Origin of the sequence: Antarctobacter albus, assembly GCF_900101505.1 — a bacterium.
In the GTDB taxonomy this organism is placed as follows: Bacteria; Pseudomonadota; Alphaproteobacteria; order Rhodobacterales; family Rhodobacteraceae; genus Antarctobacter; species Antarctobacter albus.
Genome location: NZ_FMZI01000006.1, coordinates 25,357 through 40,048 on the forward strand (window position 1 = coordinate 25,357; position 14,692 = coordinate 40,048).

Sequence of the window (14,692 nt, forward strand, 5' to 3'; positions counted from 1 at the left end):
TGCCTGGAAGACCCGAGATGAGACGACAGAACATGAACAGAGACTGGATCGCCACCGCCCGGACCCTCTCCGAGGCCCTGCCCTTCATGCAGCGCTACACCGGCGCCATTGTCGTGGTGAAATTCGGCGGCAACGCGATGGGCGACGACGCGGAAATGGCCGCCTTTGCCCGCGACATCGTTCTGATGCGCCAGGTGGGCGTGAACCCTGTCGTGGTGCATGGCGGCGGGCCGATGATCAACGACATGCTCAAGCGGCTGAACATCGAAAGCAAGTTCGTCCGCGGCAAGCGCGTTACCGACCAAGCCACCGTCGAGGTGGTCGAGATGGTTCTGACCGGCCTCGTGAACAAGCGCATCGTTCAGGCTATCATGGATGAGGGGGGCCGCGCGGTCGGCCTGTCGGGCAAGGACGACGACCTGATGGTCTGCGAACCGGACGATCCCGAACTGGGATTTGTCGGTCGCCCGATCGAGATGAACGTCCAGGTCCTGCGGGATCTCTTTACCGCCGGGATCATCCCGGTCGTGGCCCCGGTCGCCACCGGGACAGAGGTGACGGAAACCTACAACGTCAACGGCGACACCGCCGCCGGCGCCATTGCCGGCGCGCTCAAGGCCGACCGCCTGCTGCTCTTGACCGATGTGCAGGGCGTCAAGGGACCGGACGGCGAGGTCGTGACCGAACTGTCGCCGGACGACGTGCGCAAGCTGACCGCCGAGGGCGTGATCGCGGGCGGCATGATCCCCAAGACGGAAACCGCGCTCAAGGCCATCGAAGAGGGCGTGCGCGCTGTGGTCATCATCGACGGGCGCGTGTCCAATGCCTGCTTGCTGGAGCTGTTCACCGAACATGGGTCGGGGTCAATGATCCGCTCCGACAACCGGCCGCCCCTGCCAAAATGACCCCGAGGGACCTGCAGGACGCCGACATCGCCGCCGCCCGTGCCGGGCTTCGGCTGCGCGGCGCCCTGCACCCGGACAGCGAAGACGGCGCGCCCGAGGGCACCGGCACCCTGTTGCTGCTCGGCCCGGACGAGCCGCATTTCTGGCCTCTCTTCACCGCTGCCCCCGAATACCTGGACGGTGCGCCCGATCCGCTCGACCGCTGGTCGAAACGGGTGCTGTCCGCGGTGGCCGAGGACTGGGGCGGAACGGCGATCTTTCCGTCGGACGGACCACCCTATGCGCCGTTCCTGTCCTGGGCGCTGGGAACGGGCCGCGCATGGTCGTCGCCGGTCGGGATGCTGGTGCATGATGCCGCCGGGCTCTTCATCAGCTACCGTGGCGCCATTGCCCTTCCGGTGCGCCTGCCGCTGACACCCACCGGCACGCAGCCCTGCGGCACCTGTCCGCGCCCCTGCGAAACCGCCTGTCCGGTGGGGGCACTTGGGCCCGGTCAAACCTATGACGTGGCGCGCTGCAAGGCCCATATGCTGACACCCGAGGGCATGACCTGCCGGACCGAGGGCTGCCTGGTCCGCCGCGCCTGCCCCGTCTCTGACGGTTTCTCGCGCAGGGCAGCGCAATCCGCCTTTCACATGCGGGCTTTCCTTGGGGCAGATGCGCCTTGAAACAGCTCATCCTGATCCGCCACGCCAAATCCGATTGGAGCCATGGCCTACCCGATCATGATCGGCCACTGAACAGCCGGGGCCGCCGTGCCGCGCCTGCGATCGGCGATTGGTTACGCGAAAAGGGATTTCTTCCGGACGACATCCTGTGCTCGACGGCAACGCGCACGCGCGAGACGCTGGCCCTGCTGGGGGCCAAAGCCCCCGTTCGCTTCGAACCGGCGCTTTATCACGCGGCCCCGGAAACCATGCTGGAGATCCTGAAAACCGCAGCGGGCAACAGCGTGATGATGCTGGGCCATAACCCGGGCATCGCGGCCCTCGCCGAAGACCTGCTGGAATCGCCCCCGGATCACCCGCGCTTTGCCGCCTATCCGACCTGCGCCACGCTGGTGGCCCGTTTCGACATCGACGACTGGCGCCTCCTGCAACCCGGCACCGGGACCGCCGTGGCCTTCATCGTGCCGCGCGATCTCACCGACTGACGCGCGCGCCCCTGTTTCTTCTCTGCATAAATCCCCGAAAGGCGAGCGAATTCAGCGGAACGGCGGGCTATATAGCAACCCGCCATCGGTCCACTGCAGGTTCAACCCGCGCGACAGGCCGATAGGCGTCGTCTCACCGATGTTGCGGGCAAAGATCTCGCCATAGTTGCCGCCGGCCTTGATCGCCCGCACGGCCCAATCCGCATCCAGGCCCAGCATCTCGCCCATCAGCCCGCTGGTGCCCAGCAGGCGCGCGATTTCCGGGTTGTCCGTGCTCTCGCGCATCTCGTCGATGTTGACCGAGGTCACGCCCAGTTCCTCTGCCGAGATCAGCGCGTTCAGGACCCAGCGCACGACATCCGCCCATTCGTCGTCCCCGTGGCGCACCACCGGACCCAGCGGTTCCTTCGAAATCACGTCGTCCAGCAAAAGGTGATCACCCGGCGCCTTGAAGGCGGCGCGGATCGCCGCCAGTTCCGAGGCGTCGCCGGTGAAGACCTCGCATTCGCCTTCCAGGTAGAAGGTCTGCGCCTGCGCCGTGCTTTCGACAGCGACCGGCTCGTAGGTGATGTTGTTGCGGGCGAAATACTCGTCCAGATTCATCGCCGTCTTGGTATCCGGCTGGACGCAGACGCGCTTGCCGTTCAGCTCCGTCGGAGAAGAGACCCCCAGCGTCTTGGGCACCATGAAGCGCTGCCCGTCATAGTAGTTGATCCCGGCGAAATCGACCTTCACGCCAACGTCGGTGGCAAAGCTCCAGGTCGTATTGCGTGCCAGCACGTCCAGGTCCCCGCCAAGAAGCAGGGTAAAGCGCGTGCGGTTCGTGGTTTCCACGAATTCCACCGCCGAAGGATCGCCTAGCACCGCCGCCGCGATGGCACGGCACAGGTCCACGTCGAACCCCGCCCATTCGTCGCGCGAATCCCGCGAGGCAAAGCCGATCAGGCCGGAGTTGACCCCGCAGTTCAGGACTTCCCTGTCCTTAACGTCCTTCAGCGTGCCGGCCGAGGCGCCGCCGACGGCACAGGCCAATAAGGCCGTCGCGCATAGAAATAACCTCAGCATGCCGTTCTCTAACCCCGGATCTCGCTTGTCACAGACCGGCCACCGCCGGACAAAAAAACGGAGGGGTCCTTGATCCGAGCCCCCCTCGACGCTGGGCCAATTTGGGCGGATTCCCGCCCAAAGGTCAAGCAAGGATGCCACCCGGAAAGGCAAGGTTCCGCCCGTCCCGATCCTGTCTAACCATCTGCGAGCGAATGGAAAACACTCGCATGCAGGAACTCGCCGCGTTTTCTTTGGGCAATTTCGGCGGCTTCTTCATCGACACCCCATTGCTCTTCCTGCCAGGTCTCGTCGATCCGCGACAGCGCCCAGGCCTCTTCGGGTGCACATGCGCCCCGGATCACCGCCAACGCCAGCACCAGCGAACCGGACATCGACACGAGGTCATGGAAAGCGGCCAGGTGGAACGGCGATTGCCCGTGCACCTCTGCGCTCAGCCGGTCCAGCGCCTGCGCGTCCTGCGGCTGGTGGATGACCCCCGCCACGGGCACGAGCCTGGCACCATAGGTCGCCTCGGCCCAGTCCAGCAAGGGGTCCCAGCCCTGGCGCTGACGCTCTGCCAGCCCTTCCGGATCATCGGCACGATAGCACAGCAGATCGCTGTCACCATAAGCGGCCAGCATGTCGGCCACGGCCGCATGCTGCGGCGTCACCTTGTCCAGGGCGGAGTTGGCCATGCGGGTAAAGGGCATCGCGTTCGGATCGACCTTGTCCTCCTGTGCGGCCCATTCGCCCGCGATCTCACGCGCCAGGGCCTCTGTCGGCACCACAAGCGCGGTCTTGGCCGGGGTCTTGACCCCGCGCCCGTCCAGCGTGACGGCAAAGCCGCCCTCGACCGGTGTCACCTCGGCGTTCTGCCAGAAACGTTTGAGCGCCCATTCGCTCATGTCATGCCCTCCAGGACGGTGTCTATGGCGCGTTCCAGCCCGGCGGCATCATCCACGACATGTTCCGCCCCGGTCAGCGCCTCGGGCGGGTGATACCCCCATGTCACGCCGATGCGCGGCATACCCGCAGCCTGCGCCATTTCCATGTCATAGCTCGTGTCGCCGATCATCATCGCCCGCTCGGGGTCCACCCCCGCTTCATCCAGGGCGTTGAACAGCATCGCGGGATGCGGCTTGGACGGGTTGTCATCGGCACATTGCCGGGTGACGAAGCGCTGTGTCAGCCCGTGGCTTTCCAGAAGCGCGGTCAGCCCGCGCCGCGACTTGCCCGTGGCGATCCCCAACAGCACGTCGTCCCGCGCCGACAACCGATCCAGCAAAGCCGGGATGCCGGGATAGAGCGGCGAGGCCTCTGGCCCGCCCTTCATCCGCAACTCGGCATAGGCGTCCTTGTAAGCCTCGACCAGGCGCGTGCGCTGCACCGGGCCAAGCTCGGGCGCGAGATGCGAAAAGGCCTGCGGCAGTGACAGGCCGACGATCGCCAGGATCGCCTCGCGCGTCGGGCGTTCGATCCCCTCGCTGGCAAAGGCGATGCTCATGGCACCCAGGATATCGCCCTGGCTGTCGACAAGCGTCCCGTCGACGTCGAAGATCACGAGGCTCAGGCTCATTGCAGTTCCTCGAAAGGATCGTCGGCGGCGATATCCTCGGTCCAGCCCAGCGTGTCCCAGCTTTGCGCCATGTGATCGGGCAAGGGCGCGGTCAGGGTCAGTGGCTTGCCGGTGAAGGGATGTTCGAACCGCATCGAGCGTGCGTGCAGGTGCAACTTGCGCGAGATCATCCCACCCAGTTGTGCGCCCCAGCCATCGCCAAGGTTTTCCTGCCCCGAACCGCCGTATTTGCCATCCCCGATGATCGGATGTCCGATCTCTGCCATGTGCGCGCGCAGCTGGTGGGTGCGGCCGGTGATCGGCTCCAGCGCCACCCAGGAGGCGCGGCCCGCGACGCGGTAAAGCGTTGCATACAATGTGTGTGCACGTTTTGCACCTTCTGTATGCGCCATGTCGCGCGGGTGGACGCACAGCATCTTTTCACCCTCGCCGTGGTGGCCGTGGCCCGGTGCTTTGACCAGGCCATACCGGATCTCGCCCAGGTAAGGCGTAGGCACACCGGCCACCAGCGCCCAGTATATCTTGCGCGTCAGCTTGTGCCGGATCGCGGCGGTCAGCGCCTTGGCCGCCTCGCGCGTGCGCGCCAGCACAAGGACGCCCGAGGTGTCCTTGTCCAGCCGGTGCACCAGGCGGGGTTTCTCGTCGTAGTCAAACTTGAGCGCCTCGGCCAACCCGTCCACATGGCGGGTCTGCTTGCTGCCGCCCTGTGTCGCCAGCCCGGGGGGCTTGTTGATCGCGATCAGGTGATCGTCCTTGTAGATCACGCAATCGCGGATCATCTGCGCATCCTGGTCCGAAACGGCGGGTTTCGGCGCGCTTTCCACCTGGCCGGGTTCGGGCAAGGGCGGGATGCGGACCTGCTGTCCGACCTCCAGCCGGGTTGAGGCCTTGACGCGCGCGCCGTCGACGCGCAGCTCACCCTTGCGGCACATCTTTTCGATACGGCCCTGCGCCAGTTGCGGGAAATGCCGCTTGAGCCAGCGGTCAAGCCGCTGGTCGCCATCGCCCGGGCCCACGGTCACGGTTTGAACTCGGCTCATGTAACAGCACTCCGTGCAAGGGTGAGACCGGCAAGGAGCGCCGCCAGCGACAGGATCACGGACCCCGCGACATAGACCGCCGCCAACCCGCCCTGTCCCCGTTCATACAGGGTAATCGCATCCAGCGAAAAGGCCGAGAAGGTGGTGAATCCGCCCAGCACACCGGTCATCAGCAAGGGCGCATAGCGGTTCGCGCTGAGGTGCAGCAGGGCCACCACCAGAACGCCCATCAGGAAGGATCCGACGATGTTCACGGTCAGAGTGCCCCAGGGGAATCCCTTGCCCAACAGGCGCGCCGCGGCGATGCCTGTCATGTATCGGGCCGAGGCGCCAAGGGCGCCGCCCAGCGCAACTTGCAGAAGGGGCGTCATGGGCGCGGACATGGCGGCGAGGGGCGCGGATGTCAAGCGCGGCCGGGCCGGGTGTCGCGACGGTCCCGCCAACGCCGCAGCGGCTTGAGCACCCGCAGGTCCAGCAGGGCCGCCCCGGTCGCCGCCAGCACCGTCAGGCAAAGCCCCCATTTCGTCACCGGTTCCATCGCGCCCTGGATCTGGACCGCATGAACCACCGTCGAGACGGCGATCACCAGCGCCAGCACAGCGTGCACCTGCTGCCAGAGGCGGGGCCGCAGCCCGATCCGCCGCCGCAACCCGGCCAGCAGCGCGGTCAGCAGGACGGCCCACATGGCCGCAACGCCATAGACGGAAAACGGCGTCGGCGAGACCAAAAGAAGCGCGTCAAGCGTGTCCGGCGGGCTGGTCACGTACAGACCCGCCACATGCAGCACCACGCCGGCGGTCAACATCCCCCCCAGCCAACGGTGCCAGAGCCGCCCGCGCGGGCCGCCGGCGCCGGGCAGGTAGCCCGCTGCCAGCAGCGGCTGCAAAACCATCAGCGCCAGGCAGAAAATGCCGGCAAAGCCCCCAACGATATAGGCGCCGCCGCGATAGGATAGCAGCGGGCTGGCAGCGGCATAGGCCACCGGCACCGCCATCAGCGCCAGCACGGCGCCCCAGATCAGCAGCCCGCGCATGGGTTTGTGGCTGCCCGACACGCCTCAGGCGGGTTGCAGAACGAAATCCGCCGACACGGCGGTGTCTTTGGCACTTGGCATCACGGGTCGCAGGAAGACGGTCTTGAAGCGGCCGTCGTCATAGGCCAGATGCGCGTGCGGCTGGCCGAAGTTCGGGACGATCTGTTCCATCTCCAGCTCGAAAGAACCATCGGCCCGGGTCAGCACGCTGCCATGATTGCGCGGCTCGCGCTCTCCGCCCAGCACGGTGGCGGCCCAGATCTGGATTCGAAGGTTGTCCAGCGGCGCGCCGTCGCCTGCGCGCAGCACCTTGCCCCGGACAAAGAACCCGCGGCCCAGATTGTCGACCAAGGGTGCGCCGGGCCGATAGTTGTTGCTGCCGCCCCGCATCGACCGGGTCGGCGCCAGTCCGGCGGCCAGCGCCTGCCCCGGCGCATGGACCAGAGCGGCCCCGGCCAGCCCTGCGGAAATCAGAAAGGCGCGGCGGTTGTAGAACGGAACGGTCATGGCGGCGTCTCCTCCTTGGCCGTCGGCACGGCGGTTCGGGAAAGTCGTGAGGGAAAGCCTAGGCCGTTCGGCCCCGCGTTTCACCCGTCCGCCCACCACAATGCCGTGAACGCCGCGCCCTAGCCGCCCTTTCGCTGCGACCGCAGACGCGCGAAATAATCCACCCGCTTGCGCAGGTCGCGTTCGAAGCCGCGTTCCACCGGCTCGTAGAAACTGGCGCGGTCCATCTTGTCGGGGAAATAATCCTGCCCGGAAAACCCGTCCTCGGCATCGTGGTCATAGGCATAGCCCGCGCCATAGCCCTGGTCCTTCATCAACCCGGTGGGCGCGTTCAGGATATGCTTGGGCGGCATCAGGCTGCCGGTCTTTTTCGCCGATGCCCGCGCGGCCTTGTACGCGACATAGGCCGCGTTCGATTTCGGCGCCAGCGCTAGGTAGACCAGCGCCTGCGCAATGGCGAGTTCCCCCTCAGGGCTGCCCAGCCGTTCGTAGGTTTCCCAGCTTTGCAGGCAGACCGCCTGCGCCTGCGGATCGGCCAGGCCGATGTCCTCGACCGCCATGCGAGTGATGCGGCGCGCGAGGTATCGCGGGTCTTCGCCCGCCTCCAGCATCCGCGCGTACCAGTAGAGCGCGGCATCGGGATCGGACCCACGCACCGATTTATGCAGCGCCGAGATCAGGTTGTAATGGCCATCCCCGGACTTGTCGTAGACGGCGGCGCGCTTCATCAGCCGCGTCTTCAACCCATCCGTGTCCAGCGGTTTTGCCAGCCGCCAGGAGGTCACCTGTTCGACCAGGTTCAACAGCGCGCGCCCGTCGCCATCGGCCATGTCCAGCAGCGCGGCACGGGCCGATGCGTCCAGCGGCAGGTCCCGGCCAAGTTCGCCCTCGGCCCGCTTGACCAGGGCCTCGAGATCTTCTTCGCCCAGGCGTTCCAGCACCAGCACCTGCGCCCGGCTGAGCAAAGCGGCGTTCAGTTCAAAGGACGGGTTTTCCGTGGTGGCGCCCACCAGCAGGATCGTCCCGTCCTCCATGTGGGGGAGGAAGCTGTCCTGTTGTGCCTTGTTGAAACGATGGATCTCGTCGACGAAAAGCAGGGTGCCCTGCCCGGCGCGGCGGCGCTGTTTCGCGGCCTCGAAAACCTTGCGCAGCTCCGGCACGCCGGAAAAGATCGCGCTGATCTGGACAAAATGCAGGTCGGTGGCATCCGCCAGCAGCCGCGCGATGGTGGTCTTGCCCACCCCCGGCGGCCCCCAGAAGACGATCGACCCCAGCGTGCCCGCCTCCAGCATCACGCCCAGCGGCGCGTCCGGTCCCAGCACCTGGCGCTGGCCGATCACCTCGTCCAGCCGCCGGGGCCGCAGCCGGTCGGCCAGCGGGCGCGGTGCGCTGTCGGCCACGGCGGGTTCTGCGGCCCCGGTATCAAAGAGATCGGCCATCCGGTCAGGCCCGGAAGCGCAACAGGAGCCGGCGGTTGCCGCGCAGCACCTCGATCTGGACCAGCGGGCCGGGACGGCGCAACAGGCGATCCACGTCGCGCGGCGCCTCGATCCGGCGGCCGTTCACGCCCAGCAGCCGGTCCCCGGTCTGCAGGCCGATCTGGGCGCCGAAGGGGCCGGGATCCAGCACGACGATCCCCTCGGAGTCCACCGGCAGTCCCAGTTCCGAAACCACCGCCGGATTGGCCCGCGCCACCTGCAACCCCGGCAGGACGGTGCGTTCGCCAAGATCGACCATCTCGCGCGGCGGGCTGTCGGGCGGGGCGATCATCGGAACGGTGGCGATCTTTTCCTCGCCCCTGCGGACATAGATCACCTCGGCCGACCGGCCGATCCCGCGCATCGACATGCGGAACAGCATCTCGGCGGGTGTGTTCACCGGCGCGCGGTCGACCTCGGACACCACGTCGCCCACCTGAAGGCCCGCGGCGGCAAAGGGGCTGTCTTCGTGCATCTCGGCGATGACCACACCCCCGGGCAGGTCAAGGCCAAGGCTGTCCGACAGTTCCGCCGTCACCGGCTGTCCAACCATCCCCGCCCAGGGCCGCTGGAACCGGCGATGGCCTTCCTGTGCCTGTTTGACGAATTGCGCCACCAGCCCCGCGGGGATGGCAAAGCCGATACCGTTCGACCCGCCCGACCGCGTCAGGATCGAGGTGTTCACGCCGATCAGCTCACCCTGCACGTCGATCAGCGCCCCGCCGGAATTGCCCGGGTTGATCGGCGCATCGGTCTGGATGAAATACCCACGCGCATTGCCCGTCGCGGTCCCCGACCGCGCCAGCCCGGACACGATGCCGGACGAAACGGTCTGCCCGATGCCGAAGGGATTACCGATAGCCAGCACGAGCTCGCCCACCTCGACCGTGTCACTGTCACGCAGATCCAGGTGCGGCATGTCCTCGGCGCCGGCCAAACGCATGATGGCCAGGTCGGATTCCTCGTCCGCCAGCAGGATTTCCGCGTCGTATTCGCGCCGGTCGTTCAGCACCACGCGGATGTCCGTCGCCTGGCCCACGACATGATAATTCGTCACCGCGATGCCATCGGCGGACAGGATCACGCCGGACCCCAGCGAATTCTGCACCCGTGGCCGCTGTTCGAACTGGCGAAAGAAATCGCCAAAGACCGGGTCGCCGGCAAAGGGGCTGCGCTGTTCGACGACGCGGCGGGCATAGATGTTGACCACAGCCGGGGCCGCCTCTTTCACGAGGGGCGCAAAACTGAGGCTGATCTCACCCGGGCTCTGCGGCACGCGCACGTCCTGCGCCGCCGCCGGGACCGCCAGCATAATTAGACAAACAAAAGCTCTGAGCATGAAAATCCTCCGGCTATCTCGGACCCCTAGCATATGTCCCCCACCCCGGTCCGATGCAAGCGGCGCCCGCGCCCGGCACCAAACGCTTGGGCAATTGCAACCCGTGCACATTTGCTCCATGACGGTTTCATGACGTCACGATTGAAGCCCGAGACCAGTGCGCTCTGCGTTCACCTTCTGACCGCCACCGGGGCGGTCTTTGCCATGCTGGCGATGCTGGCGGCGGTGCAGGAAAATTGGTCGCTCATGTTCCTCTGGCTGGTGGTGGCCTTTGCCGTCGACGGCGTGGACGGACCTCTGGCGCGGAAATACGACGTCAAGACCTTTGCCCCCCGGTTCGACGGCGTCCTGCTGGACCTGATCATCGACTACCTGACCTATGTCTTCATTCCGGCCTTCGCTCTGTTCCAGTCGGGGCTGTTGCCGGGCTGGACGGGCTGGGTGGCGATCATCCTGATCACCTTTTCCAGCGCCATGTATTTCGCCGACAACCGCATGAAGACAGAGGATAATTCCTTTCAGGGCTTTCCCGGCTGCTGGAACATGCTGGTGCTGGTCCTTTTCGCCATCAAGCCCGATTTCTGGGTGATCCTGGCACTTGTCGCCGCGCTGGCGCTGGCCATGTTCCTGCCGTTGAAATTCATTCACCCGGTGCGCACCGCGCGCTGGCGGATGCTGTCGCTGCCCATCGCCCTCGCCTGGACGGTCTTTGCCGGCTGGGCCGCCTGGGTGGATTTCCACCCGCAAAGCTGGGCGCACTGGGGGCTGGTGGTGACCTCTGTCTACCTGTTGTTCGCGGGCATCGCGCAACAGGTGATCCCGGCCCGCAAGGCGGCCTGACCGTCGGCATAGCCCTGCCGGTTTATTCGGCACAGCCCGTTATTTGAGCACCCCAACCAGAGGCTATGGCTTTCGCCCGGCGCCCAATGATGTTTGGGTAAAGGAACTGGCCGGGCGCCACAGGCCCGGGCCGCAACCGGACGAGGGACCATGCGTATCAACCTGGGCTGCCGGATTTCTATCGAGCTTGCCGCGCCCACACCGCTGATCTGCTTGCTGAACGTGCATTATTCCCGCGCCAGCGATCTGGAACGGCCCGACCTGCTGCTGACCGATCCCGGCGTCCCGGTCGAGGCCTATCGCGACGGGTTCGGCAACTGGTGCAACCGGCTGGTCGCGCCCGAAGGCCGGATGACCATGACGACGGACGGCACGCTGTTCGATGCCGGGTTTTCCGACCCCGTGGGGCATGAGGCGCAGCAACATGCCGTCGAACAACTGCCGGTCGAGGCGCTGGGGTTCCTGCTGCCCAGTCGCTACTGCGAAAGCGACGTTCTGTCGGAATTTGCCTGGGACCGGTTCGGCGACACGCCCCTTGGCTGGTCCCGGGTGCAGGCGGTCTGCGACTTCGTGCATACCCACATCCGCTTCGGCTATGAGCACTCGCGTCCCACCCGCACCGCCGCCGAGGCGCTGAACGAGGGCGTCGGCGTCTGCCGCGACTTCACCCATCTGGCGGTGGCGCTGTGCCGCGCGCTGAACATCCCCACGCGTTATTGCACCGGCTATGTCAGCGACATCGGCCAGTCCGCGCCGATCCGCCCGATGGATTTCGCCGCCTGGATGGAGGTCTACCTGGGCGGGCAATGGTGGGTCTTCGATCCGCGCAACAACGACACCCGCTTTGGCCGGGTGCTGATCGCGCGCGGACGTGACGCGGCGGACGTGCCGCTGATCCACAGTTTCGGCCGCCACGACCTGACCGGGTTCGAGGTCTGGATTCACCAGATCGACGACGCCCCCGGGCCAGCCTGAGCGGCCTCCCCTTAGACGAACCGGTTGACCCAGTTTTCCAGCCGTTCCTGCCGGCCGGACCCTGGCTCGGGATTGATCCCCTCCTCCAGCACCCTGCGCTGGATCGCCCCCAGGTCGCTTTGCAACATGGCCTGCGCCCCGGGCGTGTCCCAACCGGCGTACCGCTCGGCCAGGGCCTGCTCCAACCCGCCGTCCTCCAGCATCGCCGCCGCCGCCTTCAGCCCGCGCGCGCAGATGTCCATGCCCCCCACATGGGCGGCCACCAGGTCCACCGGGTCCAGCGACTGCCGCCGCAGCTTGGCGTCGAAATTGGTCCCCCCAGTGGTGAACCCGCCCATCTTCAGCACCTGGTAGTAGGCCAGCGCCACCTCGGGCACGTTGTTGGGAAACTGGTCGGTGTCCCAGCCCGATTGGTAGTCGTTGCGGTTCATGTCGATCGACCCCAGCATCCCCTCGGTGGCCGCCAGCGCCAGCTCATGCTCGAACGAATGCCCGGCCAGGATCGCATGTCCCTGCTCGATGTTCAGCTTGATGTCATCCTGCAGCCCGTACTTGCGCAGGAAGCCGATGCAGGTGGCCACGTCGTAATCATACTGATGCTTCGACGGTTCCTGCGGCTTGGGTTCGACAAGGATCGTGCCCTGGAACCCGATCTTGTGCTTGTAATCCACCACCATCGACAGGAAGCGCGCCATGTTGTCGGCCTCGCGGCCCAGGTCGGTGTTCAGCAGGGTTTCATACCCCTCGCGCCCACCCCACAGAACGTAGTTCTGCCCGCCGAGTTTATGCGTCGCGTCGATGCAGCCCTTCACCGTCGCGGCAGCAAAGGCAAAGACCTCCGGGTCCGGGTTGGTCGCCGCCCCCGACATGAACCGCCGGTGCGAGAACAAGTTGGCCGTCCCCCAGAGCAGCCGGGTCCCCGTGGCCTCCTGCTTTTCGCCCATGTAGTCGGTGATCTCTTCCAGCCCGGCGAGGTTGTCGGCGTAATTGCCCATTTCCGGCCGGATGTCCGCGTCATGCCAGCAATAAAAGGGCTGGCCCAGGATGCCGAACATCTCGAAGGCCACGTCGGCCTTCATCTTCGCGCGCCCCATGTCGTCCTGCGGATGCCAGGGCCGGACAAAGGTCTGACCGCCGAACGGATCGCCCCCCTCCCAGGCAAAGCTGTGCCACCAGGCGACGGCAAAACGCAGGTGATCCTCCATGCGCTTGCCCATGACCATCTCATCGGGGTCGTAGTGGCGATAGGCCAGTTCGCTGGTGCTTTGCGGCCCCTCGTACCGGATGGTGTCGATCCCGTCGAAAAATCCCGTGCTCATGTCAGCCCCCTCACTGCCGGATAAATCTCGCGCCACGCGGCATAGGCGTCGCGGTAGGCGCCGGTCAGCGCCGCATTCGGCGCAATGGTCTCGCGCACGGGCGGGGGCGTCATGATCTCGTCGACCGTGCCCGCCCCGGCCCCCACCATCGCCAGCCGGGCCGCACCCAGCGCCGCGCCGAAATCGCCCTTGTCGGGCAAGGCCAGCGGCACATCCAGGACCGTCGCGATCAGTTGCACCCAATAGCGCGACTGCGCCCCGCCGCCGATGGCCAGAAGGCTGTCCAGCCGTGCGCCGGAGGCCTTGAGCGCCTCGGCGCAATCACACAGGGCAAAGGCAACGCCCTCCATCACCGCGCGCGTCATGTCGCGGCGGCTGCTGCCCACGTCGATGTTCAGGAACCCCGCCCGGATGCGGCTGTCGTTGTGCGGCGTCCGCTCACCCGAAAGGTAGGGCATGAAGCGCAGCGCACCCGGCCCGTCAAAAGTGTCGCCCAGCTCGGTCGCAAGCTCCGCCGGGGAGGCCCCCGTCACCCGCGACAACCAGTTCAGGCTGTCCGTTGCCGCCAGGATCACCCCCATCTGGTACCACTGCCCCGGCACCGCGTGGCAAAAGGTGTGGACCGCGCTTTCCGGCAGCGGCGCATAGCCGTCGCGCCCGGTCAGCACGACACCCGATGTGCCCAGCGAGACAAAACCCGTTCCCTCGCGCATCGCGCCGACGCCACAGGCCGAGGCCGCGTTGTCGCCCGCCCCGCCGACCACGATCACACCCGCAGACATGCCCCAACGGTCCGCGAGGTCGGGGCGCAGGGCGCCCCCCGTCTCACAGCCCTCAACGAGGCGCGGCATCTGGTCGGGGCGCATCCCCGACACCTCCAGCAGGCGCGCGGACCAGTCGCGCGCGCCCACGTCCAGCCAGGCGGTGCCGGCGCTGTCCGACATGTCGGCAAAGCGTTCGCCTGTCAGGTGAAAGTTCATGTAGGCGGCGGGCAGCAGCACCGTCGCGGTGCGGGCAAAAACATCGGGTTCGTTGCGCGCCACCCAGAGCAGTTTCGGCGCGGTGAACCCCGGAAAGACGATATTGCCCGAAAGGTCGCGTACCGCCGCCGCTCCGTCCAGCTCTGCCGCCTCGGCCGCGCTGCGGGTGTCGTTCCACAGGATGCAGGGGCGCAGCACCGCACCGTCGGCATCCAGCAGCGTGGCACCATGCATGTGACCCGACACGCCCATGCCCCGCACAGCGGACATGGCTTGGGGATGTGCGGAGGCCAGTTCGCCCAGCGCGCCGTCCACCGCCGCCACCCAATCCGCCGGATCCTGTTCGGACCAGCCGGGATGCGGATGTTTCGGCGCATAGGCCCGCACGGCGCTGCCCACCGGCGCACCGTTGCCATCCACCAACAGGGCCCGCAGCCCCGAGGTTCCCATATCCAAACCCAGATACATGTCCCGCCTCCTCGTGTTGGCGCTAACGAAAG

General features: G+C 66.6%; 16 protein-coding genes. 5 read left to right on the forward strand and 11 right to left on the reverse strand.

Annotation, left to right across the window (positions count from 1 at the left end; all coding sequences use genetic code 11):
* Positions 1–17 precede the first annotated feature (17 nt).
* From argB to BLQ71_RS11625, 3 genes are read left to right on the forward strand one after another with little or no spacing between them, the layout of a single operon-like run.
* Positions 18–905, forward strand: coding sequence for an acetylglutamate kinase (gene argB, locus BLQ71_RS11615; protein ID WP_043140951.1), 888 nt, complete (start codon positions 18–20; stop codon positions 903–905).
* Complete coding sequence (locus tag BLQ71_RS11620; protein WP_069209507.1) at positions 902–1,573, forward strand: ferredoxin; 672 nt, start codon at positions 902–904, stop codon at positions 1,571–1,573. The genes argB and BLQ71_RS11620 overlap by 4 nt, the downstream gene beginning before the upstream one ends.
* Positions 1,570–2,058 carry a SixA phosphatase family protein gene (locus BLQ71_RS11625; protein ID WP_074621838.1) on the forward strand — a complete coding sequence of 163 codons (489 nt, stop codon included), beginning with the start codon at positions 1,570–1,572 and terminating at the stop codon, positions 2,056–2,058. Before BLQ71_RS11620 ends, BLQ71_RS11625 begins: the two co-directional genes overlap by 4 nt.
* 51 nt (positions 2,059–2,109) lie before the next feature.
* On the opposite strand, the gene BLQ71_RS11630 is transcribed toward BLQ71_RS11625, so the two are convergent.
* The 9 genes from BLQ71_RS11630 to BLQ71_RS11670 all read right to left on the reverse strand — a co-directional run bounded on the left by BLQ71_RS11630 (position 2,110) and on the right by BLQ71_RS11670 (position 10,078).
* Complete coding sequence (locus tag BLQ71_RS11630) at positions 2,110–3,123, reverse strand: amino acid ABC transporter substrate-binding protein (RefSeq protein WP_074621839.1); 1,014 nt, start codon at positions 3,121–3,123, stop codon at positions 2,110–2,112.
* A 176-nt stretch (positions 3,124–3,299) separates the two neighbouring features.
* Positions 3,300–4,010: an ATP12 family chaperone protein gene (locus BLQ71_RS11635; RefSeq protein WP_074621840.1), complete on the reverse strand. Its 711-nt coding sequence runs from the start codon at positions 4,008–4,010 to the stop codon at positions 3,300–3,302.
* Positions 4,007–4,681, reverse strand: a complete 675-nt coding sequence (locus tag BLQ71_RS11640; RefSeq protein WP_074621841.1) for an HAD-IA family hydrolase — start codon at positions 4,679–4,681, stop codon at positions 4,007–4,009. The genes BLQ71_RS11635 and BLQ71_RS11640 overlap by 4 nt, the downstream gene beginning before the upstream one ends.
* Entirely contained in the window at positions 4,678–5,721 is a 1,044-nt protein-coding gene (locus tag BLQ71_RS11645) for an RluA family pseudouridine synthase (protein WP_074621842.1), read from the reverse strand. The genes BLQ71_RS11640 and BLQ71_RS11645 overlap by 4 nt, the downstream gene beginning before the upstream one ends.
* A complete protein-coding gene (gene crcB / locus BLQ71_RS11650) occupies positions 5,718–6,092 on the reverse strand; it encodes a fluoride efflux transporter CrcB (RefSeq protein WP_043140932.1) in 375 nt (124 codons plus the stop codon). The genes BLQ71_RS11645 and crcB overlap by 4 nt, the downstream gene beginning before the upstream one ends.
* Before the next feature lie 32 nt (positions 6,093–6,124).
* Positions 6,125–6,754 (reverse strand): ferric reductase-like transmembrane domain-containing protein, encoded by a 630-nt coding sequence (locus tag BLQ71_RS11655; RefSeq protein WP_074621843.1) that lies wholly within the window; start codon positions 6,752–6,754, stop codon positions 6,125–6,127.
* Between the two features lie 24 nt (positions 6,755–6,778).
* Positions 6,779–7,261, reverse strand: a complete 483-nt coding sequence (locus BLQ71_RS11660) for a peptidase associated/transthyretin-like domain-containing protein (protein ID WP_074621844.1) — start codon at positions 7,259–7,261, stop codon at positions 6,779–6,781.
* A gap of 119 nt (positions 7,262–7,380) precedes the next feature.
* The gene (locus BLQ71_RS11665; protein WP_074621845.1) at positions 7,381–8,700 is read right to left on the reverse strand and encodes a replication-associated recombination protein A; all 1,320 of its coding nucleotides are present in this window, start codon (positions 8,698–8,700) and stop codon (positions 7,381–7,383) included.
* A 4-nt stretch (positions 8,701–8,704) separates the two neighbouring features.
* Positions 8,705–10,078 (reverse strand): trypsin-like peptidase domain-containing protein, encoded by a 1,374-nt coding sequence (locus BLQ71_RS11670; RefSeq protein ID WP_074621846.1) that lies wholly within the window; start codon positions 10,076–10,078, stop codon positions 8,705–8,707.
* Positions 10,079–10,207: 129 nt separating this feature from the next.
* Between BLQ71_RS11670 and BLQ71_RS11675 the strand changes: the two genes are divergently transcribed.
* Positions 10,208–10,918: a CDP-alcohol phosphatidyltransferase family protein gene (locus tag BLQ71_RS11675; RefSeq protein WP_074621847.1), complete on the forward strand. Its 711-nt coding sequence runs from the start codon at positions 10,208–10,210 to the stop codon at positions 10,916–10,918.
* 150 nt (positions 10,919–11,068) lie between these two features.
* Positions 11,069–11,893, forward strand: coding sequence for a transglutaminase-like domain-containing protein (locus BLQ71_RS11680; RefSeq protein ID WP_043140919.1), 825 nt, complete (start codon positions 11,069–11,071; stop codon positions 11,891–11,893).
* Between the two features lie 11 nt (positions 11,894–11,904).
* Here the strand turns inward: BLQ71_RS11680 and xylA are convergent, their stop codons facing one another.
* Positions 11,905–13,212 carry a xylose isomerase gene (gene xylA / locus BLQ71_RS11685; RefSeq protein ID WP_074621848.1) on the reverse strand — a complete coding sequence of 436 codons (1,308 nt, stop codon included), beginning with the start codon at positions 13,210–13,212 and terminating at the stop codon, positions 11,905–11,907.
* Positions 13,209–14,660 (reverse strand): xylulokinase, encoded by a 1,452-nt coding sequence (xylB, locus tag BLQ71_RS11690; protein ID WP_074621849.1) that lies wholly within the window; start codon positions 14,658–14,660, stop codon positions 13,209–13,211. Before xylB ends, xylA begins: the two co-directional genes overlap by 4 nt.
* Positions 14,661–14,692 lie beyond the last annotated feature (32 nt).

Excerpts from the sequence above, each read along its gene's own strand:
- BLQ71_RS11620 (WP_069209507.1), top strand. The coding sequence starts at position 902 with ATGACCCCGAGGGACCTGCAGGACGCCGACATCGCCGCCGCCCGTGCC.
- xylB (WP_074621849.1), bottom strand. The coding sequence starts at position 14,660 with ATGTATCTGGGTTTGGATATGGGAACCTCGGGGCTGCGGGCCCTGTTG.
- BLQ71_RS11630 (WP_074621839.1), bottom strand. The coding sequence starts at position 3,123 with ATGCTGAGGTTATTTCTATGCGCGACGGCCTTATTGGCCTGTGCCGTC.
- BLQ71_RS11635 (WP_074621840.1), bottom strand. The coding sequence starts at position 4,010 with ATGAGCGAATGGGCGCTCAAACGTTTCTGGCAGAACGCCGAGGTGACA.
- BLQ71_RS11645 (WP_074621842.1), bottom strand. The coding sequence starts at position 5,721 with ATGAGCCGAGTTCAAACCGTGACCGTGGGCCCGGGCGATGGCGACCAG.
- BLQ71_RS11665 (WP_074621845.1), bottom strand. The coding sequence starts at position 8,700 with ATGGCCGATCTCTTTGATACCGGGGCCGCAGAACCCGCCGTGGCCGAC.
- xylA (WP_074621848.1), bottom strand. The coding sequence starts at position 13,212 with ATGAGCACGGGATTTTTCGACGGGATCGACACCATCCGGTACGAGGGG.
- argB (WP_043140951.1), top strand. The coding sequence starts at position 18 with ATGAGACGACAGAACATGAACAGAGACTGGATCGCCACCGCCCGGACC.
- BLQ71_RS11655 (WP_074621843.1), bottom strand. The coding sequence starts at position 6,754 with ATGCGCGGGCTGCTGATCTGGGGCGCCGTGCTGGCGCTGATGGCGGTG.
- BLQ71_RS11660 (WP_074621844.1), bottom strand. The coding sequence starts at position 7,261 with ATGACCGTTCCGTTCTACAACCGCCGCGCCTTTCTGATTTCCGCAGGG.
- BLQ71_RS11640 (WP_074621841.1), bottom strand. The coding sequence starts at position 4,681 with ATGAGCCTGAGCCTCGTGATCTTCGACGTCGACGGGACGCTTGTCGAC.
- BLQ71_RS11680 (WP_043140919.1), top strand. The coding sequence starts at position 11,069 with ATGCGTATCAACCTGGGCTGCCGGATTTCTATCGAGCTTGCCGCGCCC.
- BLQ71_RS11670 (WP_074621846.1), bottom strand. The coding sequence starts at position 10,078 with ATGCTCAGAGCTTTTGTTTGTCTAATTATGCTGGCGGTCCCGGCGGCG.
- BLQ71_RS11675 (WP_074621847.1), top strand. The coding sequence starts at position 10,208 with ATGACGTCACGATTGAAGCCCGAGACCAGTGCGCTCTGCGTTCACCTT.
- crcB (WP_043140932.1), bottom strand. The coding sequence starts at position 6,092 with ATGACGCCCCTTCTGCAAGTTGCGCTGGGCGGCGCCCTTGGCGCCTCG.